Origin of the sequence: Streptomyces sp. NPDC048171, assembly GCF_043202655.1 — a bacterium.
In the GTDB taxonomy this organism is placed as follows: Bacteria; Actinomycetota; Actinomycetes; order Streptomycetales; family Streptomycetaceae; genus Streptomyces.
Genome location: NZ_JBIDAU010000010.1, coordinates 302,691 through 327,227, shown reverse-complemented (window position 1 = coordinate 327,227; position 24,537 = coordinate 302,691). Strand labels below are relative to the sequence as shown.

The following is a 24,537-nucleotide window of genomic DNA, read 5'->3' as shown; positions in this document are numbered from 1 at the left end:
GTCACTCGACGAAGTACGTCGGGTTGGGCAGCTTGTACGTGCGATCCGCGTAACCGCCCTGGAGGTCGGAGTACTGGTCGCCGACGTTGGCCACGATGTCGTACCCGAGGTCCCGCTCGATGTGCCGGCGGGTGCCCGCCTTGTACTCCACGGTGGTGCAGGTCCAGGCGCCGGGGGTGGCGCAGTGGGCCAGGTAGGACGGCGGGTGCGCCTTGTCCTTGAGGAACATGTGGGCGGCGTCGAGGTTCACGTCGGCGCCCACCTTCTTCAGGTTCCGCACGGCGGCGGCACGCTGCTCCTCGCCCAGACCCGAGTTGTAGAAGACCTCGACGCCCCTCTTCTCGGCGTACCGGACGAGTCCGGGGCTGCCGGGGACGGCGGGGCGGTCGGCGCGGTCGACGTAGGCGGCCCAGGTGGCGCTGTCGTAGCCGTAGTTGTTCTTCTTCTCGTAGTCGAGGCTGAGGAGGAGCGTGTCGTCGATGTCGAGGACGACCGCCGGCTTCGTGTGCCGGTGGGCTGCCGTGCGGGCCGCCCGGTCGATCTGCTTCCTCGCGGCCGCGTCGGCCCGGGCCAGGTCGGCGGTGTACGGGCTGTCGGGGGATGCCTGGTAGACGCCGTCGGCGTCGAGGGTGGTGCCGTAGTAGGCGTCGATGTCCTTGGCCAGCTGCCCGATGTTGTAGGGCTCGTGAGTGGAGTTGGCGGTGGACTGGCCGGCGGTGGCGGCGCCCGTGCCGTACAGGACGGCACCGGCGACGGCGCAGGCGGCGGTGACGGTCGCGAGGCGCAGTGGTTTATGCATGACACATGTTTCTACGCGCGTCACCCGAATGGGCGCGAGACCCGTGGCCGGATCCGCGCCCCTTTACCTGGCAAAATTCGCGTCAAGCGGGTCAAGTGCCGGACCCACCGGGCCCGTCAGGGCATACGTCGGTACGGCCGCCAGTCGCCCAGGTACGCCTCCCGCGTGTGCGCCGCCGCCTCGGCGCGGGTGAGCCGGGGCCGGTTCTCCGGGACGGTCACCACAGCGCCGGGCCCGGTGTTGCGGTACTCCCGGAACCGCTGCCGCTGCCAGGGGTGTTCGTCCCGCATGTCCGCGTAGGGCGCGCGGGCGTCGATGCCCGCGCCGAGGCGGGTCTCGCGCACGGTGAGCATCGGGCGGGCGGTGCCGTCGGAGCTGGGCACCCAGGGGCGGGCCAGCTTGTAGTGGCCGTCGGGGGCCGCACTGTCCACGCGGCCGCCGGTCACCAGGTAGCCGCGCGGGTTGGCGCCCGCCGTGGACGGCGCGAAGACGAAGCCGTAGGGGGCGGCGTCGAGGTCGGTGCGGTCCAGGGTGCGGAAGCGGCAGTGCTCGTACACCGCGGTCGCCCGGCCGAAGACGAAGTCGACGTCGCCCTCGACGTGGCAGTGCGCGTAGTACTGGCGGGCGAAGTGGGAGAGGTCGCGGCTGTCGGCGTACAGGGTGTCCTGGTGACCGAGGAAGCGGCAGTGGTGGAAGGCGCTGCGGTCGCCCTGGACCTTGACCGCGACGGCCTGGGTGCCGGTGATGCCGGGGTGGTCGGCGCGCAGCCAGTCGTTGGCGAAGGTGAGGTGGTGGGCGGTGAAGCCGTCGGCGCGCAGGGTGGTGGTGGCCGACCCGCTGGTGCCGTATGTGCCGGAGCCGTCCGGCCTGGGGGTGCCGGCCGCGTTGTCGTACACGATGACGACGTCGCGCGGATCCCCGGAGGCGCCGATCCACGTCGCCGCGGTGCGGTCGGTGTCCAGCAGGACCGTCTCGCGGTAGGTGCCGGGGGCGAGGACCAGCGTCCAGCCGCTCCCCGCGGCCGCGGTCACGGCGTCCTGCACGGAGGTGAAGTCGCCGCGGCCGTGCGGGTCGACGTACAGGGTCTTCGGGGAGCGCCGGGCGGCCGGTGAGCCGTGGCGGCCGAAGGGGCGCGGGTGGGGCCGGGGCACGGCGGCGGCGGGGCGGGCGGTGAGGCCGAGGGCGGCGCCCGCGCCGGCGGTCGTCACCAGGAATCCCCTGCGGGACAGGGCGGGTCTGGGCATGCGGATGCTCCTTCGGGTCAGCGCAGGCGTCCGGCGCCCGCGCCGTGGTCCACGGCGAACGGGACCGCCCAGGCGGGCAGGACCTTGGTGCGCAGGGAGGGCGTCCAGCCGGCGCCGGAGCGCAGGGTCTCCTCCGGGATCTCCGCGTTGTGCACGGCGATCAGGTCGACGGTGCGGCCGTTGACGCGGTTGTGCGCGGCGGTGAGCGGCGCGTCGTTCCAGCGCTTGAGTACGTTCGCGGCGCTGACGCCGTCGGGCAGCGTGAAGGCGTTGTGCTCGGCGACGAGCTGGGACTCCTTGCCCACGCCGAAGCTGTAGGCGTAGTCCTCGCCGGCCACGAAGTGGTTGTTGTAGACGTCGACCTGCCCGAACCGCACCCGCGGGGCGCGCTCGACGAGGTTCTTGAACAGGTTGTGGTGGAAGGTCACCTTCAGGTGCCCGCGGTCGCCGGCGGCGGTGGACTCGCTGTCGCTGTTGCCGATCAGGATCGTCTTGTCGTGCTCGGTGAAGACGTTCCAGGACGCGGTGACGAAGTCGGCGCCGCGTACGACGTCGAGCTGTCCGTCGTGCTGCTGGTAGAGCATGCCGAAGTAGGTGGGCGCCGCGCTGTCGGGGTGTTCGCCGTCGGTGAAGGTGTTGTGGTCCAGCCAGACGTGCGTCGATCCGTACACGACGGCGCTGTCGTACTCGGAGTTCCAGTTGCCCTTGTCGCCGTCCGTGGGGTCCCACTGCGGGAAGCAGTCCACGGGGCTCTCGAAGGTCAGGTTGCGGACGATGACGTTGTCCACGCCCTTGATCTGCAGACTGGCGCCCTTGAGACCGGCGTCGCGGCCGACGCCGATGATCGTGGTGTTGGAGGGGACCTCCACCTTGACGGCCAGGTCCTGCCGGGCGGCGGAGGCACGGCGCAGCCCTTCGGGGCTGCCGTCGGGCTCGGCGCTCAGGTCGGTCTCCGTGCCCCAGTTCTCGGGGCTGTACTTCTCCAGGTAGGCGTCGAAGTCGTAGCCGGGCGCGGCGAAGGCGTCACACCCCTCGGCGACGGCGTCGACGGTCCCCTTCACCTTGATGATCCTCGGCGCGGTCCCTTCGACGGCGAGGGCGGCACGGAACCCGTCCCAGTCGGTCACGGTGAAGACGCGGGCGGCCTCGGCGGCGGCCCCGCCGGTGGTCCCGGACCCCGCCGAGGCCCACCCGTCCTTCGCAGGCAGCGTCTGCCGGGCGGCATCGCGCGGAGGATGATGCCCGGGCCGGGCCTGGGCGGTGGCGGCGGTCAGGGTCAGTACGAGGGCGGTACAGCCTGCCAGCAGGCCAACTCTGCGCAGTCTCATAGTGCGGCTCTCCTTGTTGTTGAGGTGACACACCAGGGCCTTACGGCGGGGGGGCGGACCAACCCCCCCAGGGGCGCGGGGCTGTTTCGATGTGCGACTCCGTCGCGTGGGCGCGCCCAGCCAGGGACGGCCCGCACCCCGAACACAACGGACCGCCCCACGGCGAAGCTCGGTATGAACTAACCCGCCTGCGCGACCCAGTCGGCCTGCGCAGCGTTCAGCTTCTCGGCCAGGTCGTCGAGGAACGACTTCGCGCTCATGTCCCCGAGCAGCACCTTCTGGAAGGCCGGCTCACTCTCCGACTTGGACAGCGTGTTCCAGTCCGGCAGGTAGTACGGCAGCTGCACGATGGTCGTCGACCCGTCGTTCAGCGCCTGAGCGGCCAGCTTCGTCGGCTCGGCCTTCTGGATCCACGCGTCCTGCCCGGCCCCGGTGTTGGACGGCACCTGCCCCGCCGACTCGTTGAACTTCGAGTTCTGCTCCTTCGAGGTGGCGAACTCGATGAACTTCCATGCCGCCTCCTTGTTCTTGGAGCTCTTGAACACGCCGAGCCCGTCGACCGGGTTGGACACCTGGACCCGCTTGCCGCCGGGGCCGACCGGCTGCGGGATGCCGCGGAACTTGTCGGCCCCGAGCGCCTTCACGTGGTCCTGGTAGGAACCGAGGTTGTGGTTGAGCAGGCCGATCGTGCCGGTGTCCCACTGGGCGACCATCTTGGCGAAGTCGTTGTTGACGTCGGCGGCCGGCGTGACCTTCTTGTAGAGGGCGGCGTACTTCTCCAGCGCCGCGACGTTCTTCGGGTCGTTGACGGTGGTCTTCTTCTTGTCGGCGTCCCAGAACGAGGTGATGCCCGACTGTCCGTACATCGCGTCGAACGCCTGGGCGATGGAGCCGGAGCCGCCGCGGATGGTGTAGCCGAACTCGTTCTTGTCCGCCTTGGTGAGCTTCTCGGCGGCCGTGAAGAAGCGGTCCCAGGTGGTCGGCTCGTCCAGCCCGGCCTTCTCGAACAGGTCGGTGCGGTAGTAGAGGACGCCGTTGTTGGCGGAGGTCGGCACCGAGTACAGGGTGCCGTCGCCGCCGCCGGCCGCCTTCAGGGACTCGACCATGTCCTTGTTGAGCTGCCCGTTCAGGGAGGACTTCGCGAGCCGGCCGTCGAGCGGCTCCAGCGCGCCCTGGGCGGAGAAGCCCGCGAGCATCGAGGCGGTGACGCCGCCGACGTCCGGCAGGCCCCCGCCCTGGATGGCGGTGTCGACCTTGGACTGGTACTCGGTGGCGGCGATCCCGACGTACTCCACGTCGATGTCCGGGTTGGCCTTCTCGAAGTCGGCGATGATCTCCTTCCAGACGGCCGTACGGATACCGCCGTTGTTGTCCCAGAAGACGATCTTCCCCTTGCCGCTGCCCTCGGCGCCCTTGTCGCCGCCGGTCCCGCTGCCGTCGTCACCGCAGGCGGTGACGGTCAGCGCGAGTACGGCGCCGAGGGCGACTGCGGCGGACGTCCGTCGCCTGCCTGTGCCTCTGCTGCTGAGCATGCTGATCCTCATTGGTCGGCTCTCTTCTTCTGGATCCAACAAAGGGGGAGCTTCGGGTGGTTCAGTCGGTGGGCGGGTGCGGCCCGACGCGGAACCGCGTGAAGGTGGCCGCGCCGGCGTGTCCCTGGCCGGCCGGCGCCAGGGCGAACAGGCCGAGCAGGGCGCCGACCCAGCCCCAGGGGGTGGCGGCGAAGTCCCGGCCGGTGGGTTGCGGGCCGTCGCCCAGGTCGTAGGAGAAACGGCACCGGGCCCCGGCGACGGTCTCCACACGCAGGAGCGCGCGTCCCCGTGGTGCGGGGCGGGGCCGGTCGGCGTCCCGCTCGGCCTGCGCCACCGACTCGGCGAACCGGTGCACCAGGTACGCCGTCCCGTCGGCGTCCCGCTGGAGCCCGATCCAGCGGTAGGCGTCGCCGAGGACCGCGAGCCCGGCCCGCGCGCCCGGCTCCTCGCTGTCCAGCCGCAGCTCGACCTCGACCACGCGGGGCTCGCCGGGCAGCCGCTGTGTGAGCACGCTCGGCACCCGGCGCAGGTCGTGCGCGTCGTCGGAGCGGACGCAGGCGAGGCGCAGTCCGTCCCCCGAGTGCTGGGTGGCCCAGCCGTCGCGGGGGTTGGCCGTCCAGGACCACTGGCGGCCGTGGCGACCGCCGGGGAAGTCGTCGCCGGTGGCCGGCGCGGCGGGCGGCTGCGGCGGCAGGGCGGGACGCCGGTGCTCGGTGACCGGGGCGCCGTCGTCACCCAGCACCGGCCAGCCGTCCTCGCCCCACACCATGGGCTGGAGGTGCACCACGCGCCCGTACGCGCCGCGCTGCTGGAAGTGCAGGAACCAGTCCTCGCCGGACGCCGTGCGCACCCAGCCGCCCTGGTGGGGGCCGTTGACGTCGGTGTCCTTCTGTTCGAGGACGACCCGTTCCTCGTACGGCCCGAAGAAGCCGCGTGAGCGGAAGGCGCCCTGCCAGCCGGTCTCGACCGACCCCGCGGGCGCCAGGATCCAGAACCAGCCGTCGTGCCGGTAGAGCTTGGGGCCCTCCAGGGTGAACCAGCCGGGGATGCGGTCCGCGTCGACGATCACCTCGCCCTCGTCCAGGACCTCGGTGCCGTCTGGGTGCATGCGGTGGCCGGTGAGGCGGTTCTTGATCCCGGAGCGGGACCTGGCCCAGCCGTGCACGAGGTACGCCTCGCCCGTCTCGTCGTCCCACAGGGGGCAGGGGTCGATCAGTCCCTTGCCGGCCTTGACCAGGCGGGGCGCGGTCCACGGTCCGCGGATCTCGGGGGCGTTGACCTGGAAGACGCCCTGGTCCGGGTCGCCCCAGAAGATCCAGAAGCGGTCGGCGTGGTGCCGCAGGGACGGTGCCCAGACGCCGCGGTCGGGGCCGGGCGTCGCGAAGGCGTGGGCGGGCTCCAGGCGGTCCAGGGCGTGCCCGACCAGGGTCCAGTTGACGAGGTCCCGGGAGTGCAGCAGGGGCAGGCCGGGGACGCGGCCGAAGCTGGAGGCGGTCAGGTAGAAGTCGTCGCCGACCCGTACGACGTCCGGGTCGGACCAGTCGGCGTTCAGTACGGGGTTGGTGTACGTCCGCGCGCTCTCGGGGGTCACCGGCCGACCGCCTTCCGTACCAGGGCCGCGGCGCCGTCGCCGTCGAGGCGGCCGTCGGCGACCACGGTGACGATCCGGCGGACCAGGGTGTCCCCCGGTGCGACGGCCACCCGGGCGTCGTGGGCCAGCGACGACCCCACCCCCGGGTACTCCTCGGTGCGCACGAACCACGGGTCGCGCCGGGTGCGTTCGGTGGCGCCGGCGAAGACCAGCGTCCAGGTGTCGCCGGTCAGCGCGAGCCAGTCGGCGCGGTGGCCGTGGACCTCCGGCTCGCCCTCCCGGCCGGCGGTGAAGACGCGCGGGGCCGCGTCCTCCTTGCGGGCCCGCCAGAAGAAGCCGCCGTAGGCCGCGCCGGGGCGCCCGTTGGTGGCGGGACTGCCGAAGGTGAGCGGGGCCCTGGTGGCGTTGGTGAGGGAGAACGTGAAGTCCAGCGCCCAGGCGGTGGCGGTGAGTTCGGTGGCGGCGACGGTGCGGCGTTCACGCAGCAGCTCGGTGCCCGCGGCGACCCAGCGCAGTTCCTCGACGAAGCCGTCCGGGTCGCGGAGCTGGAAGGCGGTGTGCCGCTGCGCGCCGTGGTTGTCCAGCTCGGTCGGCCCACGGTCGCGGACGTAGGTGCGCCCGCCCCAGAAGTTGTGCCCCTCGACGTCGGGAACGGCGACACCGACGCCGAGGTGATGGAGGTGGTCGGCGGGGCGGAACTCGGTGACGGGGGTGCCGGCCAGGGTGGTGACGGGGTGCAGACAGGGGCGCGGGGAGAGCCGGGACGGCAGCTCGGGCCGGGTGAGGTACCGGGCGACGGGGCGGCCCGCCACGCGCAGCACCGGGGTGTCGTCGCCGGTCATCGGGCACTCACCTCGTTCAGCGCGTGCGCGGTGCGCGGCGCCCAAGGCGCGCCCAGCTCGGAGTAGAGGCTGAGGGTGTCGGCGGCGGCGGCCACGAGTCCGTCGACGCCGGGGACCACGCGGCGGCTCTCACCGGGGACGCGGTGCCAGGCGGCCGGGGGCAGCGGGTCCGGGTCGGGAGCCGTGCGGATCGCCTCCACGACCCGCATGAAGGCACCGGTCTCGTCCGGCGGCACCAGCAGGGCGGCGCCGGTGGTGAGGTGGTCGACCAGGTTCTCCAGCAGGTCGGTGCGGCCGTACTGGTACTCCTCGGGGCCGTGTCCGCCGCGCTGGAGCAGGATGCGGTCCTGCTTGTACCAGAAGGTGATGCGGCCGCTGCCGCCGTGCAGCAGGACGTACGGCTCGGCGGCCCGCTGCGCGCACAGGGTCGCGGCGACGGTGACGCGGTGCCCGCGCGCGGTGCCGATCCGCACGCAGGAGGTGTCGTCGGCCTCGATGTCGTTGGCGTGGCTCAGCTCGGTCTCGATGCCCGTGACGTCCTCGGCGCGGGTGGTGCCGCCGAGTGCGAGGGCGGTGGCGACGGCGTGCGCCAGCGGGTTGGTCAGCGCCCCGTCGATCACGTCGGCGCCGTCCATCCGTCGCCGGCCCGCCCAGGGTGCCCGGCGGAAGTAGGCCTCGTCCCGCACCCACGCCCCGGCCCCGCCGACGCCCACGACCTCGCCGATCGCGCCCTCGGCCACCAGTTCCCGGATCGCCGGCACCGCGTGCGAGCCGAGTGACTGGAACCCGACCTGGCAGGCCACGCCGGTCGCGGCCACCCCGTCGGCCATCCGGCGGAACTCGGCGTAGGACGGCGCCGGGGGTTTCTCCAGGAGCAGGTGCACGCCCCGCCGGGCGGCGGTCAGCGCGAGGTCGGTGTGGGTGGGGATCGGCGTGCAGACCACCGCGACCCGGGCGCCGGTGGAGTCGAGCAGGGCACCGAAGTCGGCGGACTGCTCGGGGAGTTCCCCGCCGGCCTCCTGCTCGGTCAGCGGCGTCAGTTCGCAGATCCCGGCCAGTCGGACCAGTCCGGCCCGCTCCAGGCGCCGGATGTTGGCGACGTGCCAGCGGCCGTGCCCGCGGGCGCCGGCGAGGACGACGGGAAGCGGGCTCATCCCTTCACCGCCCCCGCGCTGAAGCCGGTGATCAGCCACTTCTGGATGAAGGCGAAGACGATCACGACGGGGACCGCGGCGATGATGCCGCCCGCCGCGAGCGCGCCGAGGTCGACGCTGTCCGCGCTCATCAGGGAGTTGAGGCCGACCGGGATGGTCTGCTTGGACTGGTTGTTGAGGAACATCAGGGCGAACAGGAAGTGGTTCCAGGAGTGCACGAAGGCGAAGGAGCCCACCGCGATCAGACCCGGCCGCAGCAGCGGCAGCACGACGATCCGGAAGGCCCGGAACCGGCCGCAGCCGTCGACCCAGGCCGCCTCCTCCAGGGAGTACGGCACGTTCTTGATGAAGTTGCTGATCAGGATGATCGACAGCGGCAGCTGGAAGACGGTCTCGGCGATGATGACGCTGCCCAGCGAGTTGATCATCTGGAGTTCGGCGAAGATCTCGAACAGCGGCACGAGCAGCAGCGCGCCGGGCACGAACTGGGAGCACAGCAGGCCGAGCATGAAGACCCGCTTGACCTTGAAGTCGAACCGGGCGAGGGCGTAGCCGCCGGCCAGGGCGACGAGGGTGGTCATCACCAGGGTGGCGACACCGACGTAGACGCTGTTCTGGAAGAAGGTGCCGAAGCTGCGGTCGGTCCACACCTTCTCGAAGTGGTCGAACGTCATCGGCCAGGGCACCAGCGAGGTCGAGCCGGCCGGGCGCAGCGCGAAGAGCAGGATCCAGTAGAACGGGACCAGGGTGAAGACGAGGTAGATGCCGAGCGGGAGGTAGATCTGCCAGCGGGGGACCTCGTCCCAGGCGGGGCGGCGCTTCCCGGCCGGCCGCGGCGGTTCGCGGTCGGCCCGCGTCGGTGCGGGGGCGGGCGCGGTGGCCTCCTTGGTGATCACTTGTTCTCGCCTCCGAACTTGCTCAGCCGCAGGTAGACGATCGAGCAGAAGAGCAGGATCACGAACGCGACCGTGGTGAGGGCCGACGCGTAGCCGAAGTCGTGCGCGTCGACGCTGGTGTTGGCGATGTACAGCGGCAGGGTCGTGGTGACGCCCGCGGGTCCGCCGCCGGTCAGGGTGTAGAGCAGGTCCACGTTGTTGAACTCCCACACCGCGCGCAGCAGGGTGGACAGGATGATGGCGTCCTTCAGGTGCGGCAGCGTGATGTGCCAGAACTGCTTGAGGCGGCTCGCCCCGTCGACCTCCGCGGCCTCGTACAGGTCCTTGGAGACGGACTGGAGGTCGGCGAGGATGAGGATCGCGAAGAAGGGGACGCCGCGCCACAGGTCGGCGACGACCGCCGCGGAGAACACGGTCGAGGTGTCCGAGAGCCAGCTGGTGCCGTAGGAGCCGATGCCCATGTCGGCGAGGTAACGGGTGATGCCGGTCTGGGAGTTGTAGAGCAGCACCCAGATCGCGGAGGTCAGCACGCCGGAGACGGCCCACGGGGAGAAGACCAGGGCGCGCCCCACGCCCCGGCCGACGAAGGTCTGGTTGACGATGAGCGCCAGCGCCAGGCCGAAGAGCAGTTGCAGCCCGACCTCGACGAAGACCCACTTGGCGCTGAAGACGAGGGTGTCCAGGAACACCGGGTCGTCGGTGAAGATCCGGACGAAGTTGTCGAAGCCCGCGAAGCCGTTGCGCCACGGCTTGGTGGGGTTGTAGTGCTGCAGGCTGTAGTAGAAGACGCTGATGACCGGATAGGCGATGAAGCCCAGCATCAGCAGGACGGCCGGCCCGATCAGCAGGTAGGGGAGCCTGCGCGGGGTGGCGGAGGCACGGCGCCGCCGGGGTGGCGCGGGCGGTTTCGCCACGGCTGCGGCTTGGGCCATGACAGTTCTCCGTTCTGGTTCTGGTACGTCGTGCGCGGGTCGTGCAGGAAGCGCTTTCTCGGCGTGCAGGGGGGTGCGGAGGTCTTTCGTGCGGCGGGGTCAGCCGGCGTACGGGTCCCGCACCGCGCCCGGGCGGGACAGGAACTCGAAGTCGCAGCCGGTGTCGGCCTGGGTGATCTGTTCGTCGTAGAGCGCGCCGTAGCCGCGCTCGGCGCGGGCGGGCGGCGGCGTCCACGCCGCCCGGCGCCGTGCCAGCTCCTCGTCGTCCACGTCGAGCCGCAGCGAGCGCGCCTCGACGTCGAGGGTGATGGAGTCGCCGGTGCGTACCAGCGCCAGCGGTCCGCCGACGTGCGACTCGGGGGCCACGTGCAGCACGCAGGCGCCGTAACTCGTGCCGCTCATCCGGGCGTCGGAGACCCGGACCATGTCGCGCACGCCCTGCTTGAGCAGGTGGTCGGGGATGGGCAGCATCCCGTACTCGGGCATGCCGGGGCCGCCCCTGGGGCCGGAGCCGCGCAGCACCAGCACGCTGTCGGCGGTGATGTTCAGGTCCGGGTCGTTGATGGTGCGCTGCATGGTCCGGTAGTCGTCGAAGACGACCGCGCGCCCGGTGTGTTTGAGCAGGTGCGGCTCGGCGGCGATGTGCTTGATGACCGCGCCGTCCGGGCAGAGGTTGCCGCGCAGGACGGCCACCCCGCCCTCGCTCGCGACGGGGTTGTCCCGGGGCCGGATGACGTCGTCGTGGTGGACGAGGGCGCCGTCCAGCTGTTCCCGCAGCGTGTCGTGCGCGACGGTGGGCCGGTCCAGGTGGAGCAGGTCGGTGATGCGGGAGAGGAAGCCGGGCAGGCCGCCGGCGAAGTGGAAGTCCTCCATCAGGTACGTCTGTCCGCCGGGCCGCACGTTGGCCAGGACCGGCACCGTGCGGGCGATGCGGTCGAAGTCGTCGAGTGTGAGGGTGACGCCCGCGCGGCCCGCCATGGCGATCAGGTGGATGACGGCGTTGGTGGAGCCGCCGAGGCCGAGGACCGTGGTGACCGCGTCCTCGAAGGCGTCGGCGGTGAGGATGTCGCTCAGTTTCCGGTCCCGGTGGACCAGGTCCACGATGCGCAGGCCGGCCGCGGCGGCCATCCGGTCGTGGCCGGAGTCGACGGCCGGGATGCTGGAGGCGCCGGGGACCGTGACGCCGAGGGCCTCGGCGGCGGCGGTCAGCGTGGACGCCGTTCCCATCGTCATGCAGTGGCCGGGCGAGCGGGCCAGACCGCTCTCCAGTTCGTGCATCTCGCAGTCGCCGATGAGCCCGGCCCGCATGTCGTCCCAGTACTTCCACATGTCGGTGCCGGACCCGAGGGTCTCGCCGCGCCAGTGCCCGGGGAGCATCGGCCCGGCGGGGACGAACACCGCCGGGAGGTCGACGCTGGCGGCGCCCATCAGGAGGGCGGGGGTCGACTTGTCGCAGCCGCCCATCAGCACGGCGCCGTCCACCGGGTAGGAGCGCAGCAGCTCCTCGGTCTCCATGGCGAGGAGGTTGCGGTAGAGCATGGGCGTCGGCTTCTGGAAGGTCTCGCTCAGCGTGGAGACCGGGAACTCCAGCGGGAATCCGCCCGCCTGCCACACCCCCCGCTTGACCGCCTGGGCGCGGTCGCGCAGGTGGACGTGGCAGGGGTTGATGTCGGACCAGGTGTTGAGGATGGCGATGACGGGCTTGCCGAGGTGCTCCTCGGGCAGGTAGCCGAGCTGCCGGGTGCGGGCGCGGTGGCTGAAGGAGCGCAGGCCCGAGGAGACGCCGCTGCCGTACCACTGGTGGCTGCGCAGCTGCTCGGGGGATTTCCTGGGTGTCATATGGACCATCCGGCGGCGATGGCGGCGACCTCGGCGCGCTCGCTCTCGGGCAGGGGCTTGCTCGGCGGGCGGACCTCCCGCCGGCACAGGCCGAGGGCGGCGAGGGCCTCCTTGACCACGGTGACGTTGTTGGCGGAGCCGTTGGCGGCGCGCAGCTCCTCGAAACGGCGGATCTGCTCCCAGACCTTCATGGCGGCCGGGTAGTCGCCGGAGCGAAGCGCTTCGATCATGTTCAGCGACACGGCCGGGGCGACGTTCACCAGCCCCGAGGTGAAGCCGGTGGCTCCCGCGCTGAAGTACGAGGGGGCGTAGGGCTCGGCCAGGCCCGCGATCCACACGAAGCGTTCGAGGCCGGCGTCGCGGGCGAAGGCGGCGAACGCGGCGGCGTCCGGTACGGCGTACTTGACGCCGAGGACGTTGGGGCAGGCGTCGGCGAGTTCGGTGAGGCGGGCGCCGGTGAGCCGGTCGTTGCGGATGTAGGGCACGACGCCGAGTTCGGGCACGGCCTCGGCGATGGCGCGGTGGTAGTCGACCCAGCCGCCCTGGGCGACGTAGGGGTGGACGGGCTGGTGGACCATCACCATCGAGGCGCCCAGTTCCCGGGCGTGCCGTGCGGAGGCGACGGCGGTCGGCAGGTCGTGGCCGACACCGACCAGGATCGCGGCGCGGTCGCCCGCCTCCTCGACGGTCAGTTCGGTGACCAGGCGCCGCTCGGCCGGGGAGAGGGCGTAGAACTCACCGGTGTTGCCGTTGGGGGTGAGCGTCGTGATGCCGCCGTCCAGGAGGCGACGCAGCAGGGCCCGGTAGGTGGCGGGGTCGACGGAGCCGTCCTCGGCGAACGGGGTCACCGGGATCGCCACCACGTCGGCCAGGGCCGCCCGCTGGGTCTCGAACGTCGCTGTCATGCCTGACCGTCCTCTTCCTGGGCCGGGGTCCCCGCTTCGGGGAAGGCCCGCTCGACGAAGGACGCGATGTGCGCGTGCAGGGCGCGGGCCGCGCCGTCCGCGTCACCGGCGAGGGCGAGGCGCAGGATCTCCTGGTGCTCTCCGGCCTCCCGCTGCCAGGAGGGGTCGGCGGCCCAGGCGACGGCGGAGACGAGGGCCGCCTGGTCGCGGACCTCGTCGAGCATCCGGCCGAGCAGCGGGTTGCCGCAGGGCACGTACAGGGCGCGGTGGAACTCGCGGTTGGCCAGCGACCGTTCGGCCGTGTCGGTGGCCTGGTCGGCCCGGGTCAGCGCGGAGCGGGCAGCGTCCAGGGAGGCGCCGCGGCGCACGGCGCGCCGCAGGGCCTCGGGCTCCAGGAGCAGCCGCACGTCGTAGACCTCGCGCGCCATGTCCGCGTCCACCATGCGCACCGTGACGCCCTTGTACTGGCTCATCACGACCAGTCCGGTCCCGGCCAGCGTCTTGAGCGCCTCCCGCACCGGTGTCTTGGACACCCCGAACTGTGCGGCGAGGTCGGTCTCGACCAGGGCCTGGCCCGGCGTCAGCCGGCCGGTGAGGATGCGGCGTTTGATCTCCTCCAGCACGTACTGCGTGCGGGAGGGGATCGGCGTGGGCACAGAGGTCATGCGCGCCTCTCGGAGTCTCGCGTCGGATGCGCGGGCGCCGGACGTCCGGTATCGGATATCCGATCTCGCGTATCGCGTCTCATATATGACGTACGGAGTACGACGCGTTGAAGGTAAGAGGGGCGCGAGGCCACGTCAATGCTTCTGACAAAGGAAAGTCCGGGCCGGGGCGGCGCCGCCCCGGCCGTTCCCCGGCGCTACCGGGCGGGGCGGCTCCAGCCGGGGTCGCGTCCGCTCAGGCCCACCGCGCGCTCCAGCAGCGGGGCGTCGTCGGGCACGGCGACGACCGGCCCGAACATGCCCTCGTCCCGGTCGGCCTCCTCGGCGGCGGCGCTGAGCAGGCCGTACGCCGCCTGGAGCGCGGCCGGGTCGGGGCGGTACTCCTGGCCGGTCGCGCGGGCGAGGTCCCAGCCGTGGACGACCAGTTCGTCGGCGACGACGGCGCCGGCGACCTCACCGGGCAGGTCGATGCCGCCGGCCCGGGTCATGCCGGTCCAGGCGCCGGGGTCGCGCCAGGCCACCGCGAGTTCGCCGAGCGCTCCGGACAGTTCCTCGCGCCAGCCGGGCCCGATGTCCGGCACGGAGGACTCGGGGGCGGTGTCGGTGGTGGCGCCGAGGTCCTTGCGCGCGGCGTCGCGGAAGGCGACGGCCAGGCCGGTCAGGTGGCCGAGCAGGTTGCGGACGGCGAGGTCGGGGCACGGCGTCGGGTCGCCCAGCCGCGCGTCGCTCACACCCTCGGCGAGGCGGGCCAGGACCCGTGTCTGCGGGCCGAGATCGAGGGTCGTGGTCTCGTGGGTCATCGGGTGCTCCTCGGGCGACGGATGGGCCGGCTCTCCTGGGAGGTAGACCGATCCGGGCCGCGTAACTCATCGGCGGCGGGGGGCGGCCGGTAGGGCACCTGCCCGATGCCCGGCGCCGGGCCTCAGGACCACGCTGGCCAGGCATGACACGAAGGAAGACGAAGACGACCCGGACGCGGGAGCCCTGGGCGGTGTCCCGGGTCCTGCGCGACCGCGACGCGGGCCTGTATCTGGCCGGGGTGGTGGTGTCCGGCTTCGGCACCTCGGCGATGTGGCTGGTGTCCGGGGTGTGGGTGAAGGACCTCACCGGCTCGGACGGGCTCGCGGCGCTGTGCGTGCTCGCGCTGTGGGTACCGACCCTGGCCGGCCCGGCGCTGGGCACCGTGGCGGACCGCGTGCGCCGCCGGCCGCTGCTGATCGCCACGAGCCTGCTGACGGCCGGCCTCCTGCTCACGCTGTTCGCCGTCGACTCACCGGACATGCTGTGGCTGCTGTTCGCGGTGCTGTCCGTGTACGGCGCGGCGGGCGTGGTCCACGACGCGGCCGAGGCGGCACTCGTCGCCGCCACCGTCGAGCCGCGGCTGCTCGGCGACTTCAACGGGCTGCGCACCACGGCCAACGAGGGCATGAAACTGGTGGCGCCGCCGGCCGGCGCGGCCCTCTACACGGCGTACGGCGGCCCGGGCGTGGCCCTGCTGGACGCGGCGACGTTCCTGCTGGCCACGGGGGTGTACGCGGCCCTGCGGATACGCGAGGCGCCGCCGCCCCGCCCCGCGGTGAACGGGTGGCGGCAGGCGGCCGAGGGCGCCCGGCTGCTGTGGGGCCACCCTCGGCTGCGCCCGCTCGTCCTCGCCGGCGGCGCCACGATGCTGTGCGCCGGCATCAACGGCGCCATGGTCTACGCCGTCGTGGACCGCCTCGGGCACTCCCCCGCCTACGCGGGTGCCCTGTACGCCGCCCAGGGAGCCGGGTCCGTGACCGTGGGGCTGCTGGCCGGGACCGCCCTGCGGCGACTGGGCGGGCGCCGCTTCGCAGCTACCGGGATCGCCCTGCTCGCGGTGGCGGTCGCGGCCCGGGCGGTGCCGTACGACGCGGTGGCCCTGGTCTCCGGCGCGGCGATCGGCGCGGGGCTGCCCGCGGTGCTGATCGCCGCCCTGACCGCGGTCCAGCACGAGACGCCCGCACCGCTCCTGGGCCGGGTCACCGCGACGGCCGGCTCCCTCGTCTTCGCCCCCAACGTGCTGGGCCTGGCGGCGGGAGCGGCTCTGGTGGAGGTGACGCCCCTGCACCTGCTGCTGCCCGCCCTGGGCATCGGCCTGCTGACGACGGCGGCACTCGTCGCCCGCCGCCCGCGGGTGAATCCCGGCTGCGCGCGGCTGTGACGGCCCGGCGGGGCCGCCGCACGAGCCCGGGGCCACACCACGGCGTCCGGCTCTGCCGCCCTCCGGCTCACCGCCCCGCGAGTGCCGACCGCACCCCCCTCAGGTCGGCGTCCGACGCCAGGCCCGCGTGGTAGAGGCGCAGCTCCGTCGCGCCCCGTTCGGCGGCATGGGACGCGTCCGCGGCGAGGGTGTCCGGGCTGCCGCCCATGCCGGAGACCACGGTGAGGTTGGCGGCGAGGACGGCACCGGTGCGGTCCTGTTCGGCGAAGGGCGACAGCAGGGCCGCGCCGCCCGTGCAGGGCACGACCACGCCGTCCGCGACGGACAGGATGTGGGCGGGGTCGACGCCGGCGTTGGCGCCGCAGTGGTAGGACACGGGGTCGGCGTGGAGCAGGACCTCGAAGTCCGGGGGTGCCGCGGCGCGCACGGCCGCGACCGCCGTCTCCTGGAGGGTGCGGGCGGTTTCGTCCCGCCACGCGCGCGTGGCGTTCGCCGTCGCCTCGCCGAGGAGCTTCTCGACGCCCGCCCAGCCCCCGTCCGAGGGCACCGTCCCCCGCCACACCGGCTCCAGCGCGGTGCGCACGGCGGCGGCCAGTTCGTCGGCGTCGAGGCCCCGACCGCCGTATCCGCTCCGGCAGTCCGGGCAGAAGCAGAGCGACATCAGGTACTGCCCGGCGTCCCCGAGGGCGACGCCGCCGGTCTTGTCGTGGGCGTGCAGGTGGGCGAGCCCGTACCAGCCGAGGGACTCCAGTTCGGTGCCGCGCGCTCCGGGCCGCACCGCCGCCTCGGCGGCCAGGTCGGTGAGGTACGCGCGCGTGGCGGGCTGCGCGATGCACGGCGCCCAGGGGTAGCGGTCGCCGTAGGCGTTGACGACGGAGGTGTGCGGGTGCTCCGCGCCGAGGCGGGAGTTGTGGGCCAGCACGACCCACGTGCTCACCTCCAGGCCCGCCCGCGCGAGGGCGTCGGCGGCCTCGCCCCAGGCGTCGCCCGGCGCCCAGTCACCGGCCTGGTACGGGCGCGGCACGCGGCCCTCCCAACGGGCGGCGTCCGGCGGGTAGAGCACGGCGGAGTGCTCGGCGGTGACGACGCGGTGGCGGGGGTGACGGGGGGTGAGCGCGCGGGTCGAGTGGTACGCGGAGGCGAGCGTCACCTGGGACACGCCGAGGTCCGCCACGCGCGCGGAGGCTTCCGGGTCGCCGTTGACGTCCCACGGGTAGACGAACGCCGACGCCTTCACTGGCCCTCCCCCGCGACGGACTCCCGGTCGGACTCCGCGCCGGGCTCCGCGTCGAGCAGCGCGTATCCCCGCTCGATGATCCGGGCGAGCTGCTTCACGTGCTCCTCGGCCGGCTCCTGCAACGGCGTCCGCACCTCCCCCACGTCCAGGCCGCGCAGCCGTACGCCCGCCTTGACCAGGGCGACGGCGTATCCGCGGCCCTGGGCGCGCAGTTCGACGAAGGGCCGGTAGAAGCCGTCGAGCAGACGGTGCGCGAGCGCGTCGTCGCCGGTGCGCAGTGCCCGGTGGAAGGCGAGGGCGATCTCGGGGGCGAAGCAGAACGCGGCGGAGGAGTACAGGGTGACGCCGAGCGCGCGGTAGGCGAGCTGGGTCTGCTCGGCGGTCGGCAGGCCGTTGAAGTACAGGAAGTCGCCGCCGGGCAGCGCGGTGCGCACGGCGCTGATGATGCGCTGCACCAGGTCGAGGTCGCCGAGCCCGTCCTTGAGACCGACGATCCCGTCCGTGCGGGCCAGTTCGACCACGCTCTCCGGGGTGAAGACGGCGTTGTCCCGCTGGTAGACGATCACGGGCAGGGAGGTCGCGGCGGCCACCTCCCGGTAGTGCCGCACCAGCCCCTCCTGGCCGGCGACCACCAGGTAGGGCGGCATGGCGAGCAGTCCGTCGGCGCCGGCCGCCTCGGCGAGGCGGGCGTGGCGCACGGCGAGGGCGGTGCCGTAGCCCGCGCCCGCCACCACGGGCACCCGTCCCGCTGTCTCCTCGACCGCCGCGCGGACGCAGACCTCGAACTCCTCGGGGGTGAGGGCGTGGAACTCGCCGGTGCCGCAGCAGGCGAACACGGCGGCGGCCCCGGCCGCGACACCCTGGCGCACATGGGTGCGGTAGGCGTCGAGGTCGAGGCCGCCGTCGGGACCGAACGCCGTGACGGGGAAGAACAGCGGCCCGCTGGGGGCCGTGATCCGTTCGGCGAGAGGGGCTGAGGTCACGGGCGCTCCCCATTCTCATACTCTTGATTCGCGTCTATATTTCTGAACGCGACCACGCTAAGCCGCCCCGTGTGCACCGTCAAGCAGGGCGCCCTCTTGACGGCTCACCACCCATTCCTTAGCGTGTCCACGCATATGAACGCCAGGCACGCACCCGCACGACTGCCGTCGCAGCAGACCTAGGAGTCCCGAGGATGCCCGCTCCCCGCACCGTCCTGCTCACCGGCGCCGCCGGCGGCCTCGGCAGCCTGATGCGGGACCTGCTCCCCGCCCACGGCTACACACTGCGCCCGCTCGACCTGCGCCCCGTCGAGGGCGAGCCGGACGCGATCGTCGCCGACCTCGCCGACCGGGACGCGCTGCGCGAGGCGGTCCGCGGCGTCGACGCGATCATCCACCTCGCGGGCATCTCCCTGGAAGCCCCCTTCGAGAAGATCCTCAAGGCGAACATCGAGGGCACGTACAACCTGTACGAGGCCGCCCGCGAGGAAGGTGTCCGCCGCGTCGTCTTCGCCTCCTCCAACCACGCCGTCGGCTACACCCCGCGCCCCCAGGGCGACGACCCGCTCATCCCGGTACACACACCGCGCCGGCCGGACACCTTCTACGGCCTGTCCAAGTGCTTCGGCGAGGACCTGGCCCAGCTCTACTGGGACAAGCACGGCATCGAGACCGTCTCCGTCCGCATCGGCTCCTGCTTCCCGGAGCCGACCAGCGTGCGCATGCTCTCGGTGTGGATGAGCCCAGCGGACGGCGCCCGCCTCTTCCACGCCGCCCTCACCGCCGAGAACGTGGGGCACACCGTCGTCCACGGCTCCTCGGCCAACACCCGCCTGTGGTGGGACCTCACCTCCGCGCGGGCGCTCGGCTACGAGCCGCAGGACGACTCCGAGCCGTACGCCGCCAAACTCGTCGCGGAACAGGGCGCGCTCGACCCGGACAACCCGGCACACGCGTACCTGGGCGGCCACTTCGTGACCGACCCCCCGATCTGGCCGTACTGACCGGAACACGACCCCACGAGAAGCGGACGGGCACCGAACGGGCCCGTCCGCTTCCGTATGCGGGCATCCGCACTGCCCGTTCTCACCCCGTCCGGTGCTGCGCCCCAGGTCCGAGACGGGCAGCCGGCGCCACAAACGGGCACACACGGGCAGTATCGGGTCCGCAACAGACCTGGTCAGTGCCGCCCGACCGCTGTAGAACTTCCCCCACGGGCCCGAACGGGCAACGACACGGCGACGAGGCGGTGAGGCAGGTGTTCGGCATGGGCACGAGGACGGCGGAAGAGCGCCAGCGCGAGATCGTGCGGGTCGCCCGCGCCACCGGTTCGGTCGACGTCACCGCGCTCGCCTCCGAGCTGGGCGTCGCCAAGGAGACCGTACGCCGGGACCTGCGCGCGCTGGAGGACCACGGCCTGGTCCGCCGCACCCACGGCGGCGCCTATCCGGTGGAGAGCGCCGGGTTCGAGACCACGCTCGCCTTCCGCGCCACCAGCCACGTGCCCGAGAAGCGCCGGATCGCCTCCGCCGCCGCCGAGCTGCTGGGCGACGCGGAGACCGTCTTCGTGGACGAGGGCTTCACCCCCCAGCTGATCGCCGAGGCCCTGCCCCGGGACCGGCCGCTGACCGTGGTCACCGCGTCCCTGCCGGTCGCCGGCGCCCTCGCCGAGGCCGACGGCACCTCCGTCCTGCTGCTCGGCGGCCGCGTCCGTCCGGGGACCCTGGCCACCGTCGACCACTGGACGACGAAGATGCTGGCCGGCTTCGTCGTCGACCTGGCGTACATCGGCGCCAACGGCATCTCCCGGGAGCACGGCCTCACCACCCCCGACCCCGCGGTCAGTGAGGTCAAGGCACAGGCCATCCGGGCCGCCCGCCGCACCGTGTTCGCCGGCGCGCACACCAAGTTCGGGGCGGTGAGCTTCTGCCGGTTCGCGGAGGTCGGCGCCCTGGAGGCGATCGTCACCAGCACATTGCTGCCCACCGCCGAGGCACACCGCTACTCCCTGCTCGGACCGCAGGTCATCCGCGTCTGACATCCGACCCACTCCCCGCACGGCACACCCTCACGTTCATGGCACACCCACACCCCTCAATGCCCCATACCTCCCCATATGTTCAGGAGCGATCCATGCGAACCCAGAGCCGACGGAGGCCGCGAGCCACGCTCGCCATGGCCGCCGCAGGGACGCTGCTCGCCCCGCTGCTCACCGGCTGCTGGGTCGGGGCGGGCGGCGCCGGATCCGGCGGCAACGCCATCAACGTCCTGATGGTCAACAACCCGCAGATGGTCGAGCTGCAGAAACTCACCGCCGACCACTTCACCAAGGAGACCGGCATCAAGGTGAACTTCACCGTGCTGCCGGAGAACGACGTCCGCGACAAGATCAGCCAGGACTTCGCCAACCAGGCCGGCCAGTACGACGCCGCCACCCTCTCCAACTACGAGATACCGATCTACGCCCGCAACGAGTGGCTGCAGCCGATGGACCCCTACGTCGCCAAGGACCCGGCGTACGACGAGAAGGACGTCCTCGGCCCGATGCGCGAGTCCCTCACCGGCGACGACGGCAAGCTCTACGGCCAGCCCTTCTACGGCGAGTCGTCCTTCCTCATGTACCGCAAGGACGTCTTCGCCCAAGAGGGACTGAAGATGCCCGAGCACCCCACCTGGACCGAGATCGCCGACCTCGCGGCCCGGCTGGACGGCGCCGAGCCCGGCATGAAGGGGATCTGCCTGCGCGGCCTGCCCGGCTGGGGCGAGCTGATGGCACCCCTGACGACGGTCGTGAACACTTTCGGCGGCACCTGGTTCGACAAGGACTGGCAGGCCCGCCTCGACTCGCCCGAGTGGGAGAAGGCGACGAAGTTCTACGTCGACCTCGTCCGCGAACACGGCCAGTCCGGCGCCGCCCAGTCCGGATTCGCCGAGTGCCTCAACAACATGACGCAGGGCAAGGTCGCCATGTGGTACGACGCCACCTCCGCGGCCGGGTCCCTGGACGCCGCCAAGTCGCCCGTCAAGGGCAAGGTCGGCTACGCGCCCGCCCCGGTCGAGAAGACGGACTCCTCCGGCTGGCTCTACACCTGGGCCTGGGGCATCCAGAAGGCCTCCCGCAACGCCGACAAGGCCTGGAAGTTCGTCTCCTGGGCGTCCAGCAAGGAGTACGAGCAGCTGGTCGGCAAGGAGATCGGCTGGTCCAACGTCCCGGCCGGCAAGCGCGCCTCGACGTACGAGAACCCGGCCTACGTCAAGGAGGCCGCCGCCTTCCAGGAGATGACCAAGGAGGCCATCGAGGGCGCGAAGCCCAACGACCCCGGCGTCCAGCCGCGGCCCGCGCCCGGCATCCAGTTCGTCGGCATCCCCGAGTTCACCGACCTCGGCACCAAGGTCTCCCAGGAGATCAGCGCGGCCGTCGCCGGACGCCAGTCCGTCGACGAGGCCCTGAAGAAGTCCCAGCAGCTCGCCGAGAAGATCTCCGAGGAGTACGAGGGACGATGACCGCCACGACCACGGCCCCCTCGGCCGCCCCCGACCAGACCCGCCCCGCCGTCCGCCCGCCGTCCTCCCGGCTGCGCGCCTGGGCCACCCGCGCCCCCCTCCTCCCCGCCCTGATCTTCATGATCGCGGTCACCCAGCTGCCCTTCGTGGCGACCCTGGTGATCTCGTTCTTCGACTGGAACTCCCTCTATCCGGACGCCCGGCACTTCACCGGCTTCGCCAACTACGGCGACGTCCTCGGCGACCCGGACCTGCGCAAGTCGGTGTGGACGACGATCCTGCTGACCGTGGCGGTGGTCCTGGCCAGTCTCGTCCTCGGCCTGGCCCTCGCCCTGCTCCTCGACCGGCGGTTCAAGGGCCGGGGCGTGGTCCGCACCCTGCTGATCGCCCCGTTCCTGGTGGTCCCGGTGGCGGCGGCGCTGCTCTGGAAGCACGTCCTCTACAACCCCGAGTACGGCCTGCTCAACGGGCTGCTGCACTACGTGGGCGGCCCGCAGCCGGACTGGATCTCCAACACCCCGCTGCTCGCCGTCGAGTTGTCACTGATCTGGCAGTGGACGCCCTTCATGATGCTCATCCTGCTGGCCGGCCTGCAGAGCCGCGACCAGCAGCAGATCGAGGCCGCCCGGGTGGACGGCGCGGGCGACTGGCAGATCTTCGTCCACCTCACCCTCCCCCACCTGCGCCGCTACCTGGAACTGGGCGCCCTGCTCGGCTCGATCTACATCGTCCAGAACTTCGACGCCGTCTTCACCATCACCTCCGGCGGCCTGGGCACGGCCAACCTGCCCTACACCGTCTACCAGAGCTTCTACCAGGCCCACGAGAACGGCCTCGCCTCGGCGGCCGGCGTCCTGGTCGTCATCGGCTCGATCATCATCGCGACCTTCGCGCTGCGCGTGGTGTCGTCCCTGTTCCGCGAGGAGGCCGGCCGCGCATGAGTGCCACCGCCGTACGACCCGCCACCACCACCGCCGAGCCGGCCCGGACCCGCCGCAAGGCCGGCGCCGGACTGGGCCTGGTGGCCTGGCTGGCCGGCATCGTCTTCTTCCTGCCCATCGCGTGGATGGCCCTGACCTCCTTCCACTCGGAGGCGGACGCGGCCACCAACCCGCCGTCCTTCGCCGCGTCGCTCACGCTGGACGGCTACCGCGAGTTCTTCGGCGCGGGCGGCGGTGCCAGCCCCTGGCCCGCGCTGATCAACTCGGCGGTGGCGTCGGTCGCCTCGACCCTCTTCGTCCTGGTCCTGGCCCTGCCCGCCGCGTACGCCCTGTCCATCCGCCCGGTGAAGAAGTGGACGGACGTCCTGTTCTTCTTCCTGTCCACCAAGATGCTGCCGGTGGTCGCGGGGCTGCTGCCGATCTACCTGTTCGCCAAGAACACCGGCATGCTGGACAACATCTGGCTGCTCGTCATCCTCTACACGTCGATGAACCTGCCGATCGCGGTCTGGATGATGCAGTCCTTCCTCGCCGAGGTCCCGGTCGCGATCATCGAGGCGGCCCGGGTGGATGGCGCGAAGCTGCCCACGATCCTGGTCCGCGTGGTCGCCCCGATCGCCCTGCCGGGCATCGCCGCCACCTCCCTCATCTGCTTCATCTTCAGCTGGAACGAACTGCTCTTCGCCCGGGTGCTGACGGGTGTGGTCGCCGAGACCGCCCCCGTCTTCCTGACCGGCTTCATCACCAGCCAGGGCCTCTTCCTGGCCAAGGTGTGCGCCGCGTCGCTCGTCATCTCCCTGCCGGTGCTCGCCGCGGGGTTCGCCGCCCAGGACAAGCTGGTCCAGGGCCTGTCGTTGGGAGCCGTGAAATGAAGGCCGCCGTCATCGAGTCCGTGGGCCGCGCCGTCGTCACCGAGGTCCCGGACCCGACGCCGGGTCCCCGGGACGTCGTCGTGGAGGTCGCCGCCTGCGGCCTGTGCGGCACCGACCTGCACATCCTGCAGGGCGAGTTCGCGCCCAAGCTCCCCATCGTGCCCGGCCACGAGTTCGCCGGCGAGGTCGTAGGCGTCGGCGCCCAGGTCACGGAGGTGTCCGTCGGCGACCAGGTGGCGGTCGACCCCTCCCTCTACTGCTTCGAGTGCCGCTACTGCCGCAACGGCCACAACAACCTCTGCGAGCGCTGGGCCGCCATCGGCGTCACGACGGCGGGCGGCGCGGCACAGTACGCGGTGGCCCCCGTGGCGAACTGCGTGAAGCTTCCCGAGCACGTCCGCACCCAGGACGCGGCCCTGATCGAACCGCTGTCCTGCGCGGTCCGCGGCTACGACGTCCTCCAGTCCCGCCTGGGCGCCCACGTCCTGATCTACGGCTCCGGCACGATGGGCCTGATGATGCTGGAGCTGGCCAAGCGGACCGGCGCGGCCAGCGTCGACATGGTCGACCTCAACCCGGCCCGCCTGGAGACGGCCCGCGGCCTCGGCGTCACGGGGTCGGCCGCCACGCCCGACGAGCTGGACCGCCCCCAGGGCTGGGACCTCGTCATCGACGCCACGGGCAACGCGGCGGCCATCCAGGACGGCCTGGACCGGGTCGCCAAGGCGGGCACCTTCCTCCAGTTCGGCGTCGCCGACTACGCGACCCGCGTGCAGATCGACCCGTACCGCGTCTACAACCAGGAGATCACCATCACCGGCTCGATGGCCGTCCTGCACAGCTACGAACGCGCGGCGGAGCTGTTCGCGAACGGCGTCCTCGACCCGGACGTCTTCATCAGCGACCGCATCGGGCTGGACCGCTACCCGCAGGCGCTGGAGCAGTTCGCGGCGGGAGTGGGCCGCAAGATCGTGGTCGTCCCGTGACCATCTAGCCCGTCCGGCGCTTGAGGACGAGGCCGTCCAGGCCGAAAGGCGGGGGTCTGGGGGCGGCAGCCCCCAGGGACGGGAAGGGAAGGGGCGGCGGGGGCG

General features: G+C 72.3%; 22 protein-coding genes. 7 read left to right on the top strand and 15 right to left on the bottom strand.

What is annotated here, in order from left to right; translation table 11 throughout:
• Position 1 precedes the first annotated feature (1 nt).
• From ACGF3J_RS28565 to ACGF3J_RS28505, 13 genes are all read right to left on the bottom strand, one after another.
• Entirely contained in the window at positions 2–799 is a 798-nt protein-coding gene (locus ACGF3J_RS28565; protein ID WP_393855041.1) for an HAD family acid phosphatase, read from the bottom strand.
• 116 nt (positions 800–915) lie between these two features.
• Positions 916–2,043 (bottom strand): pectinesterase family protein, encoded by a 1,128-nt coding sequence (locus tag ACGF3J_RS28560; RefSeq protein ID WP_161327937.1) that lies wholly within the window; start codon positions 2,041–2,043, stop codon positions 916–918.
• Between the two features lie 17 nt (positions 2,044–2,060).
• Positions 2,061–3,371 carry a polysaccharide lyase family 1 protein gene (locus ACGF3J_RS28555; protein ID WP_393855040.1) on the bottom strand — a complete coding sequence of 437 codons (1,311 nt, stop codon included), beginning with the start codon at positions 3,369–3,371 and terminating at the stop codon, positions 2,061–2,063.
• A 179-nt stretch (positions 3,372–3,550) separates the two neighbouring features.
• A complete protein-coding gene (locus ACGF3J_RS28550) occupies positions 3,551–4,915 on the bottom strand; it encodes an ABC transporter substrate-binding protein (RefSeq protein WP_393855039.1) in 1,365 nt (454 codons plus the stop codon).
• A 49-nt stretch (positions 4,916–4,964) separates the two neighbouring features.
• Positions 4,965–6,494 (bottom strand): family 43 glycosylhydrolase, encoded by a 1,530-nt coding sequence (locus ACGF3J_RS28545; RefSeq protein WP_393855038.1) that lies wholly within the window; start codon positions 6,492–6,494, stop codon positions 4,965–4,967.
• Positions 6,491–7,336 carry a PmoA family protein gene (locus tag ACGF3J_RS28540; protein WP_161326112.1) on the bottom strand — a complete coding sequence of 282 codons (846 nt, stop codon included), beginning with the start codon at positions 7,334–7,336 and terminating at the stop codon, positions 6,491–6,493. Before ACGF3J_RS28540 ends, ACGF3J_RS28545 begins: the two co-directional genes overlap by 4 nt.
• Positions 7,333–8,490 carry a Gfo/Idh/MocA family protein gene (locus ACGF3J_RS28535; protein WP_161326113.1) on the bottom strand — a complete coding sequence of 386 codons (1,158 nt, stop codon included), beginning with the start codon at positions 8,488–8,490 and terminating at the stop codon, positions 7,333–7,335. Before ACGF3J_RS28535 ends, ACGF3J_RS28540 begins: the two co-directional genes overlap by 4 nt.
• On the bottom strand, positions 8,487–9,386 hold the full coding sequence (locus tag ACGF3J_RS28530; protein ID WP_161326114.1) for a carbohydrate ABC transporter permease: 900 nt from the start codon (positions 9,384–9,386) through the stop codon (positions 8,487–8,489). The genes ACGF3J_RS28535 and ACGF3J_RS28530 overlap by 4 nt, the downstream gene beginning before the upstream one ends.
• Positions 9,383–10,318, bottom strand: coding sequence for a carbohydrate ABC transporter permease (locus ACGF3J_RS28525; protein WP_122614821.1), 936 nt, complete (start codon positions 10,316–10,318; stop codon positions 9,383–9,385). The genes ACGF3J_RS28530 and ACGF3J_RS28525 overlap by 4 nt, the downstream gene beginning before the upstream one ends.
• Before the next feature lie 99 nt (positions 10,319–10,417).
• The gene (gene araD, locus ACGF3J_RS28520) at positions 10,418–12,157 is read right to left on the bottom strand and encodes an L-arabinonate dehydratase (RefSeq protein ID WP_393855037.1); all 1,740 of its coding nucleotides are present in this window, start codon (positions 12,155–12,157) and stop codon (positions 10,418–10,420) included.
• On the bottom strand, positions 12,154–13,062 hold the full coding sequence (locus ACGF3J_RS28515; RefSeq protein ID WP_161326116.1) for a dihydrodipicolinate synthase family protein: 909 nt from the start codon (positions 13,060–13,062) through the stop codon (positions 12,154–12,156). The genes araD and ACGF3J_RS28515 overlap by 4 nt, the downstream gene beginning before the upstream one ends.
• Entirely contained in the window at positions 13,059–13,727 is a 669-nt protein-coding gene (locus ACGF3J_RS28510) for a GntR family transcriptional regulator (protein ID WP_161326117.1), read from the bottom strand. The genes ACGF3J_RS28515 and ACGF3J_RS28510 overlap by 4 nt, the downstream gene beginning before the upstream one ends.
• 197 nt (positions 13,728–13,924) lie before the next feature.
• Positions 13,925–14,527 (bottom strand): TIGR03086 family metal-binding protein, encoded by a 603-nt coding sequence (locus tag ACGF3J_RS28505; protein ID WP_161326118.1) that lies wholly within the window; start codon positions 14,525–14,527, stop codon positions 13,925–13,927.
• Between the two features lie 143 nt (positions 14,528–14,670).
• Between ACGF3J_RS28505 and ACGF3J_RS28500 the strand changes: the two genes are divergently transcribed.
• Positions 14,671–15,909, top strand: coding sequence for an MFS transporter (locus ACGF3J_RS28500; RefSeq protein WP_393855036.1), 1,239 nt, complete (start codon positions 14,671–14,673; stop codon positions 15,907–15,909).
• 67 nt (positions 15,910–15,976) lie between these two features.
• On the opposite strand, the gene ACGF3J_RS28495 is transcribed toward ACGF3J_RS28500, so the two are convergent.
• Both ACGF3J_RS28495 and ACGF3J_RS28490 read right to left on the bottom strand, forming a co-directional pair.
• Positions 15,977–17,146, bottom strand: coding sequence for a hypothetical protein (locus tag ACGF3J_RS28495; RefSeq protein WP_393855035.1), 1,170 nt, complete (start codon positions 17,144–17,146; stop codon positions 15,977–15,979).
• A complete protein-coding gene (locus ACGF3J_RS28490; RefSeq protein ID WP_393855034.1) occupies positions 17,143–18,129 on the bottom strand; it encodes a 5-dehydro-4-deoxyglucarate dehydratase in 987 nt (328 codons plus the stop codon). Before ACGF3J_RS28490 ends, ACGF3J_RS28495 begins: the two co-directional genes overlap by 4 nt.
• Before the next feature lie 194 nt (positions 18,130–18,323).
• Between ACGF3J_RS28490 and ACGF3J_RS28485 the strand changes: the two genes are divergently transcribed.
• The 6 genes from ACGF3J_RS28485 to ACGF3J_RS28460 all read left to right on the top strand — a co-directional run bounded on the left by ACGF3J_RS28485 (position 18,324) and on the right by ACGF3J_RS28460 (position 24,432).
• Positions 18,324–19,133, top strand: coding sequence for an NAD-dependent epimerase/dehydratase family protein (locus tag ACGF3J_RS28485; protein WP_393855033.1), 810 nt, complete (start codon positions 18,324–18,326; stop codon positions 19,131–19,133).
• 263 nt (positions 19,134–19,396) lie between these two features.
• Complete coding sequence (locus ACGF3J_RS28480; RefSeq protein WP_161326123.1) at positions 19,397–20,167, top strand: DeoR/GlpR family DNA-binding transcription regulator; 771 nt, start codon at positions 19,397–19,399, stop codon at positions 20,165–20,167.
• A gap of 95 nt (positions 20,168–20,262) precedes the next feature.
• Complete coding sequence (locus ACGF3J_RS28475) at positions 20,263–21,633, top strand: ABC transporter substrate-binding protein (protein ID WP_393855032.1); 1,371 nt, start codon at positions 20,263–20,265, stop codon at positions 21,631–21,633.
• On the top strand, positions 21,630–22,574 hold the full coding sequence (locus tag ACGF3J_RS28470) for a carbohydrate ABC transporter permease (RefSeq protein ID WP_161341443.1): 945 nt from the start codon (positions 21,630–21,632) through the stop codon (positions 22,572–22,574). The genes ACGF3J_RS28475 and ACGF3J_RS28470 overlap by 4 nt, the downstream gene beginning before the upstream one ends.
• Entirely contained in the window at positions 22,571–23,446 is an 876-nt protein-coding gene (locus tag ACGF3J_RS28465) for a carbohydrate ABC transporter permease (RefSeq protein WP_202557417.1), read from the top strand. The genes ACGF3J_RS28470 and ACGF3J_RS28465 overlap by 4 nt, the downstream gene beginning before the upstream one ends.
• A complete protein-coding gene (locus ACGF3J_RS28460) occupies positions 23,443–24,432 on the top strand; it encodes a zinc-dependent alcohol dehydrogenase family protein (RefSeq protein ID WP_161326126.1) in 990 nt (329 codons plus the stop codon). Before ACGF3J_RS28465 ends, ACGF3J_RS28460 begins: the two co-directional genes overlap by 4 nt.
• Positions 24,433–24,537: the final 105 nt, after the last annotated feature.